Source organism: Streptomyces sp. NRRL S-646, from assembly GCF_000720765.1.
GTDB lineage: Bacteria > Actinomycetota > Actinomycetes > Streptomycetales > Streptomycetaceae > Streptomyces.
This window is the reverse complement of record NZ_JODC01000007.1, coordinates 368,314-382,348: the sequence shown is the minus strand read 5'-3', so window position 1 is coordinate 382,348 and position 14,035 is coordinate 368,314. Positions and strand designations below refer to the sequence as shown.

Here is a 14,035-nt window from a genome sequence, read left to right as displayed (position 1 = left end):
ACGCGCATCGGGCGGAGAGCGTGGTCTCCCCGCAGAGCCTCTATGACGCGGGTGACACGTTCCAGTTCGTGCAGGAAGTCCTGCAGATGGTCTCGGAGAACATCGTCGCGCAGGCCAACGCCCTGGCCGGTCACCAGGACGCACCGTGGAAGGGCGCCGCGGCGGACTCCTTCATGACCATGATGCAGACCTTCTCCAAGCAGGTGGCGTCCGGCGCCAACGCGCTGTCCGGGGGCAGTATGGGCGCATCGGTCGCGCAGACCCTCGTCGATGCCGGCAACAACCTCGCGGTGGCCCAGGCGAACATCGCCACCATCGACCACTGGTACGCGCAGCAGGCGCTGAACCTCGGCGTCGAGCCGATGGACAACGGGCTCATTCCGGTCAGCAAGAAGCCGGAGATCGTCAAGATGATGACGGACGACATGCGCGGTGTGCTGCACTCGCTGGCCCGGCAGTACTCCGTCCAGACGCGCGCGCTCGGCCAGGTCTCCCCGGCGGACATCTCGTCTCCGACCAGCGGTTCGAACCCCAATCTCACGCCGCCGGAGATCCGTCAGCTGCCGGATGTTCACCACGGCGTCGCTCTCCCCCCCATCAACACGCCCTCCACGCCGACCATCCACTCGGTGTCCCCGTCCCCGGTATCCGTGCCTTCGCTGTCCCCGTCCCCGGGGTCCTCGCAGCCGGTATCCGTACCCCAGTTGTCCTCGTCCCCGATATCCGCGCCTGTGGGGCCCTCGTCGCCGATATCCGTGCCCCGGTTGTCGTCCCCGACGTCCGTCTCCCCGGGGGGACTCGGGGGGCCCGCGCTGCAGGGTGCGCCGAGTGCGTCGGGCTTGCCGGATCCGTCGGGCGTTGGCGGCGGGACGCCGCTGACCTCGCCTGTGCTGGGGGCGCCGCCGATGGGGTTGCCGGGTAGCTCGCCGGTGACGTCGACCAAGTTGGCTTCGGCGCCGGTGAACTCGCCCCTGCCGGCGTCCCTGCCGTCACCCACACCCTTCCCCGGGAAACTGAACCCGGCGATGCACGCGGCCCTCAACCCTGGCTCCGCGCCGGACGCGATGATGCCGACGGCGCCCGGCACCAAGGGCATGCCCTCGTCGCCGCCGGTCGGCTCTCCGTCGCCGATGCCGTCGGGTTTGCTGAAGGGCAGCAAGCTCGGGGGCGTGCTTCCCACCCCGCAAGGTGTCAACGCGGGTGGCGTGACCGTGCCGGCCGGCGGCCGCGCAGGCGTCAAGCCCGTCTCCCTCGGCTCAGTCCCGACCGCCGGTGGAGGGCTGTCGCCCACGGGGGGCTTGGTCGGCCCTGGTGCGATGCCTCTGCCGACCATGCCGTCGAGCCAGCGCAAGGGCGCCGCCGATGGGCGTACGTCGCCCACTCTCGGCTCTCCGTCGCCGATGCCGTCGGGTTTGCTGAAGGGCAGCAAGCTCGGGAGCGTGCTTCCCACCTCGCAGGGTGTCAACGCGGGCGGCGTGAGCCTGCCGACCGGCAGTGGCCTCGCCGGCATCAAGCCCGTGTCCCTCTCGTCGCATGTGCCGACGAGCGGGGTGACGGCGCCGGGCGGGTCGGTGCCGGGTGTGTCTGTTTCTCCGTTGCCGTCTGACTTGTTGGGTCATGGTGGTGTGGGTGGTGCCGGGGTGCGCGGTGCTGGTGTCGGCTCTGGCGCTGGTGGTGTGTCGTTGGGTGGGGTTCCTGGCCTGGATTCTGTTCGGGAGGGTGCTGGTGCCGGTGTGGGTACGGGTGCCGGTGCTGGTGCGGGGATGCCGTTTTTGCCGATGGCGCCGGGTGCTGGTGGTGCGCCGAAGGAGGAGCAGCGTTCGGATGCGTCCGGACTGGTGGGGCGCGGTGTTGAGCCGTGGTCGGGCAAGGGTGTGGTGGCGCCCGTTGCGGGTGAGCTGTCGCCGACCGCGGGTGCCGGTGCCGGTGGGCCTGGGCTGGTGATGCCGGGCCAGGTCGCTGGGTCGGTACCGCATGTGTCTCCGTTGCCGTCCGACGCGCTGAGTCACGGCGGTTTGGGTGGTGCTGGTGTCGGTGGTGCTGTGTCGCATCTGGCGATGCCGGGTGGTTCCGTGCCGAAGGTTTCTGCGTTGCCGTCTGACTTGCTCAGTCATGGTGGCGTGGGTGGTGTCGGGGGCCGCGGTGCTGGTGCTGGTGCTGGTGGTGTGTCGTTGGGTGGGGTTCCTGGTCTGGGGTCTGTTCCGGAGGGGACCGGTGCTGGTGCCGGTGTGGGTACGGGTGCCGGTGCTGGTGCGGGGATGCCGTTTTTGCCGATGGCGTCGGGTGCTGGTGGTGCGCCGAAGGAGGAGCAGCGTTCGGATGCGTCCGGACTGGTGGCGCGTGGTGTTGAGCCGTGGTCGGGCAAGGGTGTGGTGGCGCCCGTTGCGGGTGAGCTGTCGCCGACCGCCGGTGCTGGTGCCGGTGGGCCTGGGCTGGTGATGCCGGGCCAGGTCGCCGGCGGGGTGTCGAGCGGGCCGGTAGTGCCGTTGCCCGAGGGGTCGCTGCCTGCTGGGTCCGTGTCGCACGTGTCGCTGCCGGGTGGGTCGTTGCCCTCCGGAGCTGTGCCGCGTGTGTCGGTGCCTTCTGGGCCTGTGCCGCAGGTTTCTCCGTTTCCGTCTGACTTGTTGGGGCATGGTGGCGTGGGTGGTGTCGGGGGCCGCGGTGTCGGCGCTGGTGCTGGTGGTGTGTCGTTGGGTGGGGTTCCCCGTCTGGGGTCTGTTCCGGAGGGGACGGGTGCCGGTGCCGGTGCTGGCATGGGTGCGGGGATGCCGATGGTGCCGGGTGCTGGGGGTGCGCCGAAGGAAGAGCTGCGGTCCGATGCGTCCGGACTGGTGGGGCGTGGTGTTGAGCCGTGGGCGGGTAAGGGCGCGGTGGCACCCGTGGAGGGTGAGTTGTCGCAAACCGGGGGTGCCGTCGCTGGCGGGCCTGGGTTGGTGATGCCGGGCCGGGTCGCCGGGTCTGTGCCGAGCGGGTCAGTGGCGCCGTTGCCCGACGGGGCCCTGTCGTCCGGTTCGGTGCCGGAAGTGTCGGTGCCCGCTGGATCTGTGCCGGGGTCGGTGGCGCCGCTGCCTGAGGGTGCGTTGCCCTCCGGGTCCGTGCCGCATGTGTCGTTGCCCTCCGGATCTGTGCCGCAGGTTTCTCCGTTGCCGTCTGACTTGTTGGGTCATGGTGGTGCGGGCGGTGCCGGGGTGCGCGGGGCTGGTGCTGGTGGTGTGTCGTTGGGCGGGGTTCCTGGTCTGGGGTCTGTTCCGAACGGGACTGGTGCCGGTGCCGGTGCCGGTGTGGGTGCTGGTGCGGGGATGCCGTTTTTGCCGATGGCGCCGGGTGCTGGGGGTGGGCCGAAGGAGGAGCAGCGTTCGGATGCGTCCGGACTGGTGGGGCGCGGTGTTGAGCCGTGGTCGGGCAAGGGTGCGGTGTCGCCCGTTGAGGGTGAGCTGTCGCCGACCGCGGGTGCCGGCGCCGGTGGGCCTGGGCTGGTGATGCCGGGCCAGGTCGCCGGCGGGGTGCCGGGCGGGTCGGTGGCGCCGCTGCCCGAGGGGTCGTTGGCCCCCGGGTCCGTGTCGCATGTGTCGGTGCCTGATGGGTCACTACCGGCCGGGGCTGTGCCGCACGAGTCGGTGTCCAGCGGGTCTGTGGCGCCGCTGCCTGACGGGTCGTTGCCCGCCGGGTCTGTGCCGGGGGCGATGGCGCCGTTGCCCGAGGGGTCGCTCCCCGCGGGATCTGTGCCGCATGTGTCGGTGCCGAGTGCGTCGGCGCCCACCGTGTCCGCGCGGCACCTGTCGGTGTCCAGTGGATCGGTGCCGCACGCGCCTGTTTCCCCTGCGCCGGCCGACTCGCTGGGTCACGGCAGTGGTGGTGGGGTGCGTGGCGCCGGCGCCGGCGGTGTGTCGTTGGGCGCGACTCCCGTCCCAGGGGCAGTGCCGGAGGGGGCCAGTGCAGGGATGCCGTTCATGCCCATGGCGCCCGGTGCTGGTGGTGCGCCGAAGGAGGAGCAGCGTTCGGACGCCTCAGGACTGGTGTCGCGCGGGGTCGAGCCGTGGGCGGATGCGCACGGCGACGTACCCGGTGACGGCGAGGTTGCCCCGTCCGGAGGGGCGTCCGCGGGCGGTCCCGGACTGGTGCACCAGACCACCGGTGCGACCGTGTCGCCACATTCCGACGTCGATGGTCTGACACTTCCCGGCGCCACGGGTGCCGGCATGCCCGCGCCCAAGAAGAAGGACGAGCACGACGACGCGGTGGCCGTTCCCGCACTGTTTCCTCTGCCCGGCACGCTGACCGGGGCCGCTCAGCCGACCCCGCCCGCAGTACCGCCGGTGCCGGCGACGACCCAGGAGGACGGCGTGGACGAGCCCTCCGCGGTGCGTCCGGGCCCGCTGCCCACCGCCGCGCGCGTGGGTGTCGCCGGGGCGTCGGTGCCCGCCGAGGGTGAGACGGTCGCCGGCGCGCAGCAGGGTGCCGAGGAGGCCGGTCTCGGTGCGGCTGCCGCATCCGAGGAAGCGGCAGCGCAGACAGGAGAGGAAGCGGCTGCGCAGGCAGGTGGGGGCATGATGCCGCCGTACGGCATGCCCGGCGGGGCCTCCAAGGGCGGTGACGAGCGCTCGGACTCCTCGGGGCTGCTGGGGGACACCGAGAAGGGCTGGGCCGATCCCGGAGCCGAGGACCTGCCGAGCGAGACGCAGGGGGCTCCGGCCGGCGGGGCGCTTCTCCGCGGTGCCGGGTCCGCGGCGTCGGACGAGCTTGCCGAGGACCGTGTCGCGATGGTCCGCAGTGCCGAGACCGTGGAGGACACCAGCGCCTGGGAGGCCTCCGACCCCGCGATGCTGTGGGCGCCCGGCGGGCGTCGTACCGAGGACGAGGAGGAGGAAGAGCTCCTGCCCAAGTACGTCCTCAGCGACGACGACGGGTGGAGCGACGAGGACGGCGCCGCGCCCGAGGCGGGCATGGGCGCCGACGAGGACGAGCAGCAGCGCCAGCAGGACGACGAGGACACCGCTGCCCGGGAACCGGGGTGGAGCGACGAGGACGGCGCGGCCTTCGCCGCCGGGCTCGGCTTCCCGCAGACCCCCGCCCCCGACAGCAGCTCCGCCGAGCCTGTCACCGCTCCGGCCCTGGCCACCTGGCGGCCCGACCGCTCCCAGGCCCCAGCCGCCGAACAGCCGCCGATGCCGGTCACGGCGTACGCCGGGATGCTGCTCAGCACCGCGGACGTGCCCGATGACGAGGAGGAGGACGAGCAGGCGGAGGAGACGGAGGAGGACGGCGAGGAGGCGAAGAACAGCCACGGCATCGCCGACCTGCTGAGGCAGCGCGCCGATTCCTGGGGCGCCGTCCCCGACGAGGCCGACATGCTCGGCTGACCGTCCAGTGCCGCGAAAGGTGCGGCGGAGCGCGCCGGGACATCCCGCCGTCTTCGCCGCACCTGGTCGTTGGGGCAGAGGTCGGTGTCCGTCGGGTCACCCGTCGGCCGATCCGTTTCCGCGGCCTGAGGGTGCCGGGTTTCCTGTCTCCACGAACTCCGCGCGAAAGGCGCGGGCAGCGTCCCCGACAGTACGGGGCGCGTGACGACAGGTGGGAGAGGAGCAACGTGCCAAGTAGTCCCTACGACCAGCACATCGAAGAGCTGCTGGGCGCGTACCGCAGGGAGCGGGCGCAGATCGGCGAACTGCAGCGCAGGATGCGTGAGGTCAAGGCGAGCGCGACGGCGCCTCGGCAGGCGCTGAAGGTCACGGTGAACTCGCAGGGCGAGGTGACCGCGATCGAGTTCCCCACCGGCGCCTACAAGCGCATGGCTCCTGTGGAGCTCTCGCAGATGCTGGTCTCGACCATCCAGAAGGCCCGGACCACCGCCATGGCGGAAGTGGCCGAGGTGCTGTCCGGCCACCTTCCCGAGGGGATCTCCGCCACCGATCTGCTGCAGGGCAAGGCCGACCTGGGCGGACTGCTGCCTGAGACGCCGGCCATGGCGGACGAGGTCCAGGAGTACGTCGTCAACGGCCGTCCCGGCCGAGGCGCGGGCGGTCCCCGGATCGCGCGGCCTCCGCTCGCCTGAAACCCAGGAATTGAATTCCTGAAGAGTGGAATTCATGAAACCCGTGATCTTGGAGCCCCGGAGCCCCGGAGCCCCGGAGCCCCGGAGCCCCGGAGCCCCGGAGTCCCAGAAACCCTGGAATCCCGGGATTTCTCCCCGCTGAGTCGACACGAGACAGGAGATCGCAGTGTCTTCCGACTACTTCGCTGTGGATCCCGACGGTCTGGCGAAGAACGCCCCTCAGGTGCGGGCCTTTTCCGACCAGATGAGGCAGGTCCTCAGCCAACTGGAGTCTCGCATGAACGAGCTCGGCGACTGCTGGGGCGACGACCCGATGGGAAAAGCTTTTGCGCAGCAGTACCTCACCCCCCGGGATCAGATGATCGACGGGCTGAAGGGGATCGTGGACGTGCTGGACAGCACGGCTGACGGTCTGGAGACCATGGCGAAGGGATTCCACCAGACCGAGGAGCAGGCAAAGGCGACGGCGCGTGGCCTCGATCGCGGCACCGACACGCACGCGGATCCCGCCGGGAACGCGAATCCGTCCGGTGGTTCGCGCGGCCACGGCCCTGCGCATCACTGACTTTTTTTGTGGTTTTCTGGTAGAAAGGCCCGCAATTCATGAGCATAATAATTCCGCCGGAATTGCAGCCTTTCGCCAAGATTACCGTCGGTCAGGAGTTTCCGACCGGGAACGAGGATCACCTCGCCGAACTGGGTGCGGTGTGGAATTCGACGGCCCAGGAGCTGAACCAGCTGCTCGGTGAGCTCAATCCGGCGACCGCCGCGACGTTCGAGAGTCTGGCCGGGGCTCCGGCGGAAGAGTTCGGGCAGTTCGTCAACCAGTTGAGCTCGACGCTGCCCGTGATGGCCACGTCGGCCGAGCAGCTCGGGCAGATGGCGCAGGAGATCGCGCTGGAGATCGAGTACGCGAAGTACATGATCATCCTGCAGCTGGCGTGGATGGCCGCGGAAATCGCGTATCTGACGGCCACGGGATTCGGCGCGGCGGCGGTTCCGGCCGTGGTCACGATGGGCCGGTTCGCGGTCCAGACGATCCTGCGCGAGCTGTTCATCGCCGTCATCACGTCGATCGTGATGCAGGTCGGCATGGACGCCGCGGTGCAGGTCCTCCAGTTCCTGAAGGGCGACCGTAAGCACTGGGACTGGAACTCCACCAAGAGCGCGGCGGAGATGGGGGCCCTCGGTGGGCTCGTCGGCGGCGGGATGGGGCAGCTCATGCGCCACCTGGCCCCGGGGTTCTCCAAGTCCTTCCTCGGCAATGCCGTCGAAGGCGCTCTGTCCGGTCTCGGCACGGCGGAGGCGTCCAATCTCATCTTCGACGCCGGCCAGGATCTCGGGCTGGGCGCCGCGGCCGGAGCACTGGGCGGGGCCATCGCCCACGGCCACACCCTGCACGGCGGGAAGTCGCCGGAGCACATCGAAGTACCCACGGTCGACAAGTCGTTCTCGGAGGCGCTCAAGCACAGCCTGGAGAGCGAGCTCGGACCGGGCACCCCCGACCACCCCGTGTCGGTGCCCGAAGAGGCTTCGGGGCAGGTGCCAGGAGAGGCTTCGGAGCAGCTGCCCGAGGAGCACGGGACCGGGCAGCGTCCGGACGAGGAGCAGCTGGATCTGCCGGATGTTCCGAAGCCGTTCGACGCAGCCGCGTTGCCGGAACTGTCGCCGGACCCGTCGCAGAACCCCTCGCAGGACCGGTCGCCGGACGCGACAGGGCAGCGTCCCGACGAGGAACACCTGGATCTGCCGGACGCCCCGAAGCCGTTCGACGCGTCCGTGTTGCCGGACCCGTCGCCGCGCGCGCTGGTCACGGACCTTCCTTCCGCTCCGACCGGGAGGCAGGCTCCGCTGCCGCAGCAGGTGCGCAGCCGTGTCGACGGGCTCAGCACGATCGCGCGGACGGCCGGGCTGCCCGAGACGCAGTGGCGACGGCAGGCCGACTCGGTGCGCGAGGCGGCCGGGGCGGGTGACTGGGGTGGGGCGGCCCGGCGTCTGCACACATTCCGTACGACGGTCGAGCACGGAATCCTCGACCAGCGGATGACGGACTTCCGTACCCATGTGGAGGGCGGCTTCTCCCGGCTGCGTGAGCTGGGGGTGGCGGAGCGCGCCTGGCGTTCCCAGGTGGACGCCGTGGAGCGGGCGCAGCGGACGGGTAAGCCGGTCCTGCTGGACAGCGCGCTGAAGGAGTACACCGACTTCGTCGAGCGCCACCTCCCGGTCGAGGTGGTCTCCGAGAACGGTCCGCGGTCCTTCGACCCGGCTGCGGAACACATTCGCCGGGAGATCGCCGCCGTCAGCGACCCGACGGTGCGGGAGGCGCTGCAGAGGGACCTGGAGTGGCATCAGCAGATGCAGCAGCGTCTGGACGGGCTGGCTCAGTCCGACCCCGCGTCCGACATCATGCGGCGCCGGACGGTCGCGCTGGAGGATTCGGCGGGGTCGGCGGAGGAGGCGGCGCGGGCCCGTGAGGGGCTGCGGGAGTTCCAGGATCAGCGTTATCTGCAGCAGCGGTTGGACGACGTGCGCCGGGGCAGCGCCGAGACCAGGCTGGAGCAACGGCTGGATGCGCTGCGCGAACGGGCGTTGCCTGACACGCGCGGGCAGGAGCTGCTGCAGCGGGTCCTGGAGGCGAACACGCCGCAGGAGCACGAGCAGGCGCTTCGTGACCTGGTCGCGCACAACCAGTCGGCGCCGCAGGAGCGGCAGCTCAACACCCTGCGCGAGGGGCTGCTGCCCGTCGACGACTCGCAGCGTGAGCAGCTGGTGCAGAAGGTGGAGCAGGCCCGGACGCCGGAGGAGGCGCGTCAGGCGCACCAGGAGCTCAAGGAGTACACGGACCGTCAGATCCAGGAGCAGCAGCAGACGCTCACCGAGCGCCTGCACACGCAGGAGGACGCCCGGACGCATGCAGCGGACGAGGACCTGCTGCGGCGCATCGACCGTCTGAACGGCGGTACGCCGCAGGATCCGCGCCAGGCCGAACTGCGTCAGCAGCTCGACGCCGCGACGAGCCCGCAGGAGCGATCCCGGATCACCCATGAGCTGGGCGTGCACCAGCAGGAAGTGCTGCAGCATCGGGTCGAGGCCGCGACGACGCCACAGGAGCGGGGGCAGGCGCTCGACGCGCAGGCGGGGTTCAACAACTGGACGCCGGTGGAGCGTCGGATGGCCGAGCTGCGTACGGTGCTGAACCCGGGCGGCGCGCCCGAGGCGGACGCCCACCGCGCGGACCTTGTACGGCAGGTGGAGCAGGCCCGGACGCCGGAGGAAGCGCGTCAGGCACAGCAGGAGCTCAAGCAGTTCACGGACCGCCGGATCGAAGAGCAGACGCGGCAGTTGGAGGAACGGCTGCGCCAGCAGGGCGGCAGCAGTGCGGGGTCGGCTGCCGCGGCGGCCCACGCGGATCTCATGCGGCGGTTCGAGGCGCTGCGCGGCGACGGCTCGCATCAGGACACGCGCGAGGCCGAGCTGATACGCCGGATGGAGGCGGCGGACAGCCCGCAGGAGGCGCGTACCGCCGAACAGCACCTCAACGACTATCTCGGCGAGCGGGAGCAGCAGCGCCAGGACGCCGAGCAGCAGCGGGTGGCGCAGGTCCGTGTCCACGAGCAGGAAGTCGCCCGCTTGCGCGACCAGCTCACCCAGGAGCGCCGGTCCGGCGCGCCGGAGGAGGCCGTACGGGAGGCCCAGCAGCACCTGGACCAGGCGGAACAGCGCCTGGCCACGACGCGCACCCCCGACGAGAACACCGCCGCGCTGCGCCACGAACTCCAGCAGCAGATCGACCACCTGGCACCGGGCTCGGACCGCCCCGGTGCCGGGTCCGGCCGCGGCGGCGGAACGGAGTCCGGTGGTACGGGCTCCGGGAGCCGGCTGGACCGACTGGTCCAGGAAGGCATCTCCAGGCAGTCCGAGCAGGACCACCAGACCCTGCACCAGGAGCCGGACGAGCATGTCCCGTTCACTCTCGACGAGCTCGACGACCTGCCCAGCACCCCCACGACCACGCCCGAGCCCCTGCGGACCGCCCCCACCGACGTGCTGGACGGGCTGCCCGATGTGCCCACCGGCAGGCCGAGCACTCATGTTGTCGAGCCGGACGCGCTGCCGAGCGCGCATGCTGTCGAGCCGGACGCTTCGCCGAGCATCGACACCGAAGGGCTGGACGGTCTGCCCGAGGTGCCCACCGGCAGGCCGGAGTCCGTGCCGAGCGCCCCGGCCGTCGAGCCGGGCGCCATGCCCAGCACCCATGTTGTCGAGCCGGACGTCCTGCCGAGCGTCCACACCGACGGGCTGGACGGTGTGCCCGAGGTGCCGACTGGCAGGCCGGAGTCCGTGCCGAGCGCCCACGCCGTGGACCCGGACGCTCTGCCGAGCGTCCACACCGTCGAGCCGGAGGTCCCGCCGAGTGTGCCGGCCACCCGACCGGAGCCGTCGACCATCGGCGGGCCCGATCCATTGCCGGACATGCGGAACGTGCCGGGCAGCGGCGCCAGACCCGATGCGACGGTCCCGCCCGAGCTGCACCCCGTCGGGGACGAGCAGCATGTGCCGCCGTCCCACGAGGCGCCCGACCGGATCGCCTCCGAGATCGAGGGGCTGCCGAGCGCGCCGCTGAGTCCCTTGGGGCGTCCGGGTGATGTGCCGACCGGCCAAGGCCACACGGAGACGTCCTCACAGGCGCGGCCGGTGCGTGTCGAACCGTCCGCACCCCGTCCCGGGTCCGACGTCACCCAGGCCCAGCGGCCCCGCCCGGCCGCCGACTCTGAGCTGCCGCCCGCGCCGGCCTCCGGCCCACGCGTCGACCGGGCGACCATGCCCTCGCGTGTCCCGCAGGTCTCGGACCTCGAGAGGACGCTTGCCGAGATCGAGCACCAGGACGCGGCCCAGGCGCCCGCCCACGACACTTCGGCGACGCACGAGCAGCAGGACGTGTCTCCGGTGCCTGCCCGCGGCACCTCGGCGACGCAGCCCGAGCACGCCACCGGGCAGACGAAGCACGCCACCGGTCCGACGGAGCACCCCGCCGCGCCGACGGCGCAGAGCACTGAACCCGGCCGGCTTGCGGAGCATGTCGCCCCGCCTTCCCAGAAGCTCTCCGAGACAGAGCGGGCACCCGCGCCCGGCAGCGCGCCTGTGTCCTCGCCCGCGGCGGACCGGGCGGTCGACGGTGATGCCGGAAGGACGGGCGTGGCGGACGACGCCCGTGTGGGCGGTCGCAACTCCCTTGCCGACACAGGCCTTTCCGACACCGCCCAGGCCGACTCACACAGCGGCGCCAGGGTGGTGCCAGTCGTCGGCCGTACGGGCAATGGCGACGCGGGCCGCACCAGCGCGGGCACGGATGGTGGTGCCGGCTCAGGCACCGCAGTACGCGCCGGCCGGACCGCCGCCGACGCCCCCGCGTCCCGACCGGGCCGGATGGACGGCCAGGAGTCGCCGGACTCGGCGGCGTCCGCTCCGCACGCGGCCGCACGGTCCGGCGAGCCGGAGCGTCCGCAGGTGCTGTCCACGGAACAGACCGTGGCCGACGGCCCCGACACGGCCGCCAAGTCCGGCGGACCGGCGGCGCCGCGGACGGCGGATGTTCCGGGGGCGGTGGTGTCGGGCGGGTCCGAGCAGCCGGGGGATGCTCCCAGGCCGGTGGCGCCGGACAGGCTCGGTCAGGCCGCCGAAACACCCGGCAACACCACCGACACAGCACCCGCGGCCGCCGCGGAGGAACCGGCGACCTCCTCGACCCCGGCCGAGCCCCAGTCCCCGGTCCGTACACCCGAACAGCAGGCCGCGCCCCACGATGCGCGGGACGCCGTACCCACCCCGGACGCGGCCCAGCAGATGGTCTCCCGGCTCGAAGAAGCGCAGCCGCCCGCGGTGTCGCAGGCCAAGACAGCTGCGCAGGCCAAGACAGCCCCGCAGGCCAAGACAGCTGCGCAGGCCAAGAATGCCCCGCAAGACGAGACGGCTGCGCAAAGAGAGGCCTCCGAGCGCGAGCGGCAGACGATTACCGCCGCTCAGGACGCGCGGGACGACACGACGGATCAGGACATCCGCGACGTCGAGCCCGGCGCATCACTGAGCCGGTTCGCCGAGCAGCAGTTCGGCAAGCTGAGCGAGCCGAAGGCCCGTCAGCTCTGGGCCGAGGCGTCGCAGATCACCGCGGAGCACTTCCCGTTCCGGCTCACGATCGACGAGAATTCCGGAGGTCTGCTGGAGCGCGCCCCGGAGCAGTACTGGGCGACGATGCGGGTGGCGCAGGCACTGCACCAGAACGAGGGTGCGGCGGACCGGGAGATCCGGGCCGAGGCCGCGGCCAGGGATCTGGCCGCACAGCGTGGCGTCGGCGCCGTGCGGGAGAGCCTGCGGGGCGGTGCTGCAGAGGCCGCGACCGCGGACCGGACCCGTCAGGCCGACGGCCCGCCCCCGACCCCGACCTACGAGTCCGCAACGCCTGCGGCACAGCGGGTTGACGTCCCCGGCGCCCCTGCCGAGGTCCACTCGTCCGGGGAGGGCTCGACCTCGGCGTCCGACGCGAGGACGCCGCGGCAGGTGTTGCCGCTGCGCGGAGCCGGGGTGTTGTCGGAGCAGGGGGTGCGGATCACGCGGGCCGCGGGTGACGCCGCCTCCGGAGCCCCGGATCGGCTGGAGCTCGTGGGCCCCGACGGTCTGCGGCTGCCCGGCCACGCGGTGGGGTCCGGTCCGGACGGAGGCTTCACAGTCACCGGCACCGGAGGAGAACTGCACTTCACCGCGGACGGCGACTTCACGCACCGGGACGTGCCGCTGCCGGGCACCGGCCACGTCGCGCGGTTCAACACACCGTCCGGTGTGGATACCGCGCCGCGACTGGTCGACAGCAACGGTTCGCCGGTGCCGGGAGCGGACATCCGGCGCGTCGGTCACGGCGGTGTGGCGGTGACCCTCCCGGTGCCGGGGCAGGAGGAGACGCGGCTGCGCTGGGACTTCGACGAGGACGGGGCGCTGCGCGACCAGTCGCTGATCGTGCCGGACCGGCTCGCGGCGGCCGTCGACAGCACACTGGACCTTTCGGGTCTGCGTCCGGAGGGCGTCGTATGGCGCGATTCGTACGAACCCTTGTGGCGCTACGACCTCAGGCCGCCGAAGGTCGTCTTCAAGCAGGGCTTCGAGGCCAAGGGCAGCGAGAGGGCCGACCTGGCGCAGTACGTGGTCGCGTGGGGCCCTTCGATGTTCGTCAGCACGTCGAAGGACGACAACTACACCCACCCCGCGAAATTCCGGTACGAGATCCACGCGCCGGGTGGCATCGACGTCAACCAGACGCTCAAGGACCACCGGTTCGACGAACTGGGCGATGAGCTCGGCCATGAGCCGCAACGCGCGAAGGTCGGAAACCCGCACACCGAAGAGCACGAGATCGCGTTCCCCGGTGGTATCCGCCCGCAGTTCATCAGACGGGCGCAGCACATCAAGGACGCGCAGGGCAGCCACCTCAGGGGCAAGTGGAAGTCCAACCCCGCGTTCGACCCCACCTCCGTCAACACCGAGGTGAGACGGCCGGTCACCACGCAGGAGGTCGAACAGATCCTGGAGCGGGCGACGTCCGCCGCGATCGCCGGGACGCAGATGTCGGCGCCGGTGGAGGTACCCGAGGAACTGCGGCGGTTCGCACAGCAGTTGGCCGAGATGACGATCAGCAAGTCCCATGCCCTCTGGGACAGCGCCGTCTTCGTCACCCGGACCTACAACCGGTTCGACACGGTGGTCGACGAGCCCCTGCCTCCCCTGGTCGGGCACCGTCTGATCAGTCCGTCGCTGCTCAAGCGCGATCCCGAGCAGTACTGGCACACCATGCGGGTGGCGCAGGAGATCCACCTGCACGGCGGTCCCCGCCGGGGAACCGTCGAGGGTGTGATGCTGGCCGAGAGGCTGGCCAGGGGCCGGCGCGAGGGCGCGACGCTCGAGAGCCTCCTGGGCACCGGGGGCCAGCGGCCTTCG

6 protein-coding genes (1 of these 6 cut by a window edge) are annotated in these 14,035 nt (G+C 71.6%); 4 read left to right on the top strand and 2 right to left on the bottom strand.

The window, feature by feature from the left end; all coding sequences use genetic code 11:
• Nucleotides 1–130 precede the first annotated feature (130 nt).
• Both IH68_RS0117120 and IH68_RS0117115 read right to left on the bottom strand, forming a co-directional pair.
• Nucleotides 131–541: a hypothetical protein gene (locus IH68_RS0117120; protein WP_030935813.1), complete on the bottom strand. Its 411-nt coding sequence runs from the start codon at nucleotides 539–541 to the stop codon at nucleotides 131–133.
• Nucleotides 542–571: 30 nt separating this feature from the next.
• A complete protein-coding gene (locus IH68_RS0117115; protein WP_159403685.1) occupies nucleotides 572–1,159 on the bottom strand; it encodes a hypothetical protein in 588 nt (195 codons plus the stop codon).
• A 2,254-nt stretch (nucleotides 1,160–3,413) separates the two neighbouring features.
• On the opposite strand from IH68_RS0117115, the gene IH68_RS0117110 reads away from it, so the two are divergent.
• The 4 genes from IH68_RS0117110 to IH68_RS49845 all read left to right on the top strand — a co-directional run.
• Nucleotides 3,414–5,360 carry a hypothetical protein gene (locus IH68_RS0117110; RefSeq protein ID WP_159403684.1) on the top strand — a complete coding sequence of 649 codons (1,947 nt, stop codon included), beginning with the start codon at nucleotides 3,414–3,416 and terminating at the stop codon, nucleotides 5,358–5,360.
• 227 nt (nucleotides 5,361–5,587) lie between these two features.
• Nucleotides 5,588–6,052: a YbaB/EbfC family nucleoid-associated protein gene (locus tag IH68_RS0117105; protein WP_051833505.1), complete on the top strand. Its 465-nt coding sequence runs from the start codon at nucleotides 5,588–5,590 to the stop codon at nucleotides 6,050–6,052.
• 166 nt (nucleotides 6,053–6,218) lie between these two features.
• A complete protein-coding gene (locus IH68_RS0117100) occupies nucleotides 6,219–6,617 on the top strand; it encodes a WXG100 family type VII secretion target (protein ID WP_030935805.1) in 399 nt (132 codons plus the stop codon).
• Between the two features lie 38 nt (nucleotides 6,618–6,655).
• Nucleotides 6,656–14,035, top strand: the 5' portion of a protein-coding gene (locus tag IH68_RS49845; RefSeq protein WP_159403683.1) for a scabin-related ADP-ribosyltransferase. It continues 20,571 nt past the right edge of the window; 7,380 of the gene's 27,951 nt are visible here — the first part of the coding sequence; its start codon is at nucleotides 6,656–6,658; its stop codon lies off the right edge, out of view.